Source organism: Symbiopectobacterium sp. (assembly GCF_051710365.1).
Classification (GTDB): domain Bacteria; phylum Pseudomonadota; class Gammaproteobacteria; order Enterobacterales; family Enterobacteriaceae; genus Symbiopectobacterium.
On record NZ_JBPETA010000222.1, the window covers coordinates 1 to 4,613 of the forward strand.

Consider the following 4,613-nt stretch of genomic DNA (forward strand, 5'->3'; position numbering starts at 1 on the left):
GGTTACGGATGGTAACGTGGGGAGTACTCATGCTGATTGGTCTGCAAAAAGCAGTAATAAATTCAGAACTTCAGAATACTGTCAAGTCCCGAAAAAAGAAAAATCAGGTGCGGAATGACGGATATAGGCGATCTCTTCCAGTACCACCGCGTTGTGCACCGCGGTATCAGCGTCTTTTCCCCAAGCGAAAGGCCCGTGTGCGTTGACGAGCACGGCGGGAATATCCAAGGGGGAAAGCTGGCGTTGATGAAAGGTCTCCACAATCACATTCCCCGTTTCCCACTCATAGCGGCCATCGATCTCCACGTCTGTCATCAGACGGGTGCAAGGGATTGCGCCATAAAAGTAATCGGCATGGGTGGTACCAAAGGCTGGCAAATCTTTGCCCGCCTGCGACCAAATGGTCGCATGGCGTGAGTGCGTATGCACAATGCCACCAATCTGATCAAACGCCAGATCCAGATAAAGCACCCGATGTGTATCTGAATCCGATGAAGGCTTCTTGCTTCCTTCAACCACACGCCCGGTTGCCAGTTCCACCATATCTTCGGCGGTCATCACCGGGTAAGCCACACCTGACGGTTTGATGACCATCAGTCCCTGCTGACGATCGACTGCACTGACATTTCCCCAGGTAAAGGTCACCAGGTGATGCGCTGGCAGCGCCAGATTCGCCTCCAGCACCTGCTGTTTGAGTTCTTCTAACATCATTTGCCCCCTTTCATCCGATAGGATATTGTCGGGGAGTCGGAGTGCCGCACCTATGGGCTAACTGGCTAAAAACCCTGCTACGATCTGCTGCGCATTACCCTTTATGACCGGGAAATCATTTATCACCGCGGTCACCGTTATGGCACGAATAGCATTTACGACAAACCTCGCGCGAAGCAATTAGGATTTTTCCACCTGCCCAGAGCACTTCCGACGATTATACTGAGAGAAAGAGAGAGATGGCCGACAATGTCAGATTAAATAGTGCAAATATCGTGTAATGCGATATTTTCCCGCCGTCGCGGGCGAAAACATCAGGAGATCACCATGGTTGTGAAAAAAGGTTTCGTCGTTACTGCCCTTGCCGTAGCACTAGTCATGACGCTCAGCGGCTGTTCCAACATGTCCAAACGCGATCGTAATACCGCCATTGGCGCTGGGGTTGGCGCAGTCGGTGGGGCAATCCTGACCGGTGGCGGCACGTTGGGCACGCTGGGTGGTGCGGCCATTGGCGGCATTATTGGTCATCAGGTCGATTAATGGCGAGTGACAGCAGGGGACGCCCTGCTGTCAGATTCTGTATTAACCGCCCGCCAGCTTGACCTTCAATCCCTTCGCTTCCAATAGCTGTTTTAGCAGATCGCGCTTATCGCCCTGAATCTCAATGCTGCCTTCTTTAACCGCACCGCCACAGCCACACTTCTTTTTTAGCTCTGCGGCCAACGCGGTGAGCGCGCCATCATCCAGATCGAGACCAGTGATAATACATACGCCCTTTCCTTTTCGCCCGCTGGTTTGCCGTTGAATGCGCACCACACCGTCGCCTTTGGCACGCGTTACCGGAACGGGTTCTTCCTTGATGCGTCCAGTGTCGGTGGAATAGACCAACCGACTGTTACTCTCACTCATGCCTGCCCTCCCGCCAACAACGAATGCCGAATCTGCGCCAGCGTGTGCGCCGGATCGGCAGATTGGGTGATCGGACGCCCAATGACCATATAATCAACCCCTGCCGCCTGCGCCTGTTCCGGCGTCATAATACGACGCTGATCGCCACTAGCGCTGCCCGCCGAACGAATACCCGGCGTAACCAGCTTGAACGCGCTACCACAAACCTGCTTCAGTCGCTGCGCTTCCTGCGCAGAACACACCACCCCATCCAATCCACAATCACAGGTCAGCACCGCAAGGCGCTCAGCCTGCTGCGCCGGTGTCGCGGTGATGCCTAACGCCAGCAGATCGTCGGCTTCCATGCTGGTCAATACAGTAACAGCAATCAGCAACGGCGCATCGGCGCCAAAGGGTTGCAATGCCGCTTTTGCTGCTTCCATCATCCGCCGACCACCACTGGCATGGACGTTGACCATCCACACCCCTAATTCTGCCGCAGCTGCCACCGCATGTGCGGCCGTGTTAGGGATATCGTGAAATTTGAGGTCGAGAAAAACGTCAAAACCGCGCTGCTGCAACGCCTTAACAAATTGCGAACCGAAAAGGGTAAACATCTCTTTGCCCACTTTCAGCCGACAATCCTGTGGGTTGATGCGATCGACAAACGCCAACGCCTGATTCTGGTCAGCATAGTCTAATGCGACAACGATTGGAGACGTAACGGCATGCGGTGGGGTGATGTGTTCGCTCATGTGGCCCTCAGTTTTGCTTGGCGATTGAATCCGTGGAGTGAGATTGGTCCGCGTATAAAAATTTTCCGCCGCATTCTACCCTTCTCTCCCGCGAAAGCTCAGCAGCCCTGCCGGACAGCGCCGCATTTCGCGCGGTGTTCACCGTGAATTTGTTTCCAATAACAAGTATGTTGTAACTAAATCGCGTTTTATAAAATAGACAATAGCATAAGGCACACCTCACGCTATTGTCCGTCCAAACCACGAATCGGTTTGATGCTGGCCCATGAGCGGCATGAAGGACAGTGCCAGTATAGGGATTGCGAGGTGAAGCCACACTTCTGGCAGCTATAGCGCGGTTTGGTGCGTATCTGTTCTCCCACCATATCGCGTAGCACCAGCAAGCTCTCTTTGGCTCGACCATCTTCGGCTTCACTCAGGTGGAAATCCATCAGACGATGGAAAACACGCATTGTCGGGTGACGCTGTAACTGGCGGTTGATGTAGACCTGTGCCACCTCAACCCCTTCTTTGCGCTCCAGGATATCCGCCAACATCAGATCGGCGCTGGCACCGGTATTCTCTTCAACACAGCGTTTGAGAAAATCTTCCCATGCCTCCGACGCAGGCAAGTGCTGGTAACAGGTTTCCAGCATCGGCAGGGTTTCACTGACAAAGGCTTTATCTTGTTCCAGAACCTGCTGGAGCACCTCTACCGCAGGCGCATAGCGCTCCTGAGCGATATGAATGCGTCCCATCATGATCGACGCCCGAGCGCACGCTTTATCCGTTGCTGCACTCTTTTTCAATAGCGTCAACGCTTTATCCAGATCGTCACTGCTCATCGCTTGCAGCGCCAGTTCGCAGTAGAAATGGGCGATTTCCGTATTCAACTGCGGCTGGCCGAGTTTGACCAGTTTTTCCGCAATATCGATCGCCTTCTGCCAGTCGCTGGTAGCCTGATAGATCTGCAACAGTTGTTGAAGCGCGCTGCGACGAAAATCCTCTTCATCCACCAGTTGGGTGAAGATCTCTTCAGCACGATCATACAGCCCGGCGGCCATATAATCACGCCCCAGTTGCTGCACCGCCAGCAGGCGCTGTTCGAACGATAACGAGGCGCTTTCCGTCAATGCCTGATGAATGCGAATAGCACGGTCGACCTCACCGCGTGAGCGGAACAGGTTACCCAGCGTCAGATGCGCCTCGAAGGTGTTACTCTCGTCCTTGATCATATCAAGGAACAGCTCCACCGCTTTATCCTGCTGATTAGAAAGAAAAAAGTTCACACCTGTCACATACTCTCGCGACAAGCGGTTGGCTTCCTGATCCTTGTCCTGCTGCGCGCTTCTGCGGCCCATGTACCACCCGTATGCGGCGGCCACCGGCAATAACAGAAACAGCAGTTCTAGCATAGAGGAGGATCCTTAGTGGGAAACAGAGGGCGGCGTTTCGCTCTCTGTTACAGACTGTTGCTGTTCCAGGCGTTTGATTTTACGTTGCGCACGGCCCAAGGTGATGCGCAATCGCAGGTAGAATAAACCGCAGATCACCCACCCCAGCACAAACCCTACTGCAAACAGCGTCGCAAGTAGCGTGGAAACACGATATTCGCCCTGCGCCAGCAGATAGTTGAAGGTGACAACTTGCTCGTTGTGCGCCCCCAATGTAATGGAAATGATGAATATCGCCAGTACCAATAAGAAGATCAGCAAGTATTTCACGTTCTTGTTCCTGTGATATCGCCTTAACCTGATGATTATGCCAAATGTTGGCGCTAAACCCCATAGAATTATCCATTATAGCCGGAGAAAGGACGCGGCTAGCTGAGGTAGCATCAGACGAGAGCGGCAATACCGCCTGTTTTTGAACAACCCGATAACAAAAAGCGATGATCGACAAAACGCGATTCAGGCAAAAGCAATTTTATATAGGGCAAGAGCGCGTGGCGGGCTTCCGCCGGGGGCATGAAATGGCCGCTGGCATTACTCCAAAAAGCCAACTGCTGTTGAACAAATTTTAGCACCCCAGCGAAATGCACCTTGGTGACATTCACAAAAGAAGAGTGTCCTTTAAGGGGGAGCCTGCTTATCGGTTCTTCAGGGCAGGCTAACGCTGCGCACTGGATCTTGTAGGGCGCGTCGACAGGGATGATAAAATGTACTAGCTCAGACCTGATCTGACAGTTACCGGTTATTTATACAGGTGTCTGTCAGATTAAATCTGGTTCAGATTTTTTTCTGCCCAGACCCGTTTACCATCAAGTAATGTTGCCATTGG

Annotated in this window: 6 protein-coding genes and 1 pseudogene; 1 reads left to right on the plus strand and 6 read right to left on the minus strand. The window is 52.9% G+C overall.

All coding sequences use genetic code 11. The features are described 5' to 3' along the window. Window positions 1–120 precede the first annotated feature (120 nt). Window positions 121–708, minus strand: a pseudogene (gene araD / locus ACTBDZ_RS15290) (L-ribulose-5-phosphate 4-epimerase AraD); the annotation flags it as partial. 330 nt (window positions 709–1,038) lie between these two features. Between araD and osmB the strand changes: the two are divergent. Continuing rightward, complete coding sequence (gene osmB / locus ACTBDZ_RS15295; protein ID WP_438815948.1) at window positions 1,039–1,251, plus strand: osmotically-inducible lipoprotein OsmB; 213 nt, start codon at window positions 1,039–1,041, stop codon at window positions 1,249–1,251. Window positions 1,252–1,293: 42 nt separating this feature from the next. Here osmB and yciH read toward each other — a convergent pair whose 3' ends face one another. The 5 genes from yciH to ACTBDZ_RS15320 all read right to left on the minus strand — a co-directional run bounded on the left by yciH (window position 1,294) and on the right by ACTBDZ_RS15320 (window position 4,389). Further along, the gene (yciH, locus tag ACTBDZ_RS15300; protein ID WP_438815949.1) at window positions 1,294–1,620 is read right to left on the minus strand and encodes a stress response translation initiation inhibitor YciH; all 327 of its coding nucleotides are present in this window, start codon (window positions 1,618–1,620) and stop codon (window positions 1,294–1,296) included. Further along, window positions 1,617–2,354: an orotidine-5'-phosphate decarboxylase gene (gene pyrF / locus ACTBDZ_RS15305; RefSeq protein ID WP_438815950.1), complete on the minus strand. Its 738-nt coding sequence runs from the start codon at window positions 2,352–2,354 to the stop codon at window positions 1,617–1,619. Before pyrF ends, yciH begins: the two co-directional genes overlap by 4 nt. A 224-nt stretch (window positions 2,355–2,578) precedes the next feature. Then, window positions 2,579–3,748: a lipopolysaccharide assembly protein LapB gene (gene lapB / locus ACTBDZ_RS15310; protein WP_438815951.1), complete on the minus strand. Its 1,170-nt coding sequence runs from the start codon at window positions 3,746–3,748 to the stop codon at window positions 2,579–2,581. A gap of 12 nt (window positions 3,749–3,760) precedes the next feature. Next, a complete protein-coding gene (locus tag ACTBDZ_RS15315; RefSeq protein ID WP_430359040.1) occupies window positions 3,761–4,057 on the minus strand; it encodes a LapA family protein in 297 nt (98 codons plus the stop codon). A 113-nt stretch (window positions 4,058–4,170) separates the two neighbouring features. Then, window positions 4,171–4,389 (minus strand): hypothetical protein, encoded by a 219-nt coding sequence (locus ACTBDZ_RS15320; protein WP_438815952.1) that lies wholly within the window; start codon window positions 4,387–4,389, stop codon window positions 4,171–4,173. Window positions 4,390–4,613: the final 224 nt, after the last annotated feature.

Coding starts and splice junctions, on each gene's coding strand:
- osmB (WP_438815948.1), top strand. CDS start 1,039: ATGGTTGTGAAAAAAGGTTTCGTCGTTACTGCCCTTGCCGTAGCACTA.
- pyrF (WP_438815950.1), bottom strand. CDS start 2,354: ATGAGCGAACACATCACCCCACCGCATGCCGTTACGTCTCCAATCGTT.
- yciH (WP_438815949.1), bottom strand. CDS start 1,620: ATGAGTGAGAGTAACAGTCGGTTGGTCTATTCCACCGACACTGGACGC.
- lapB (WP_438815951.1), bottom strand. CDS start 3,748: ATGCTAGAACTGCTGTTTCTGTTATTGCCGGTGGCCGCCGCATACGGG.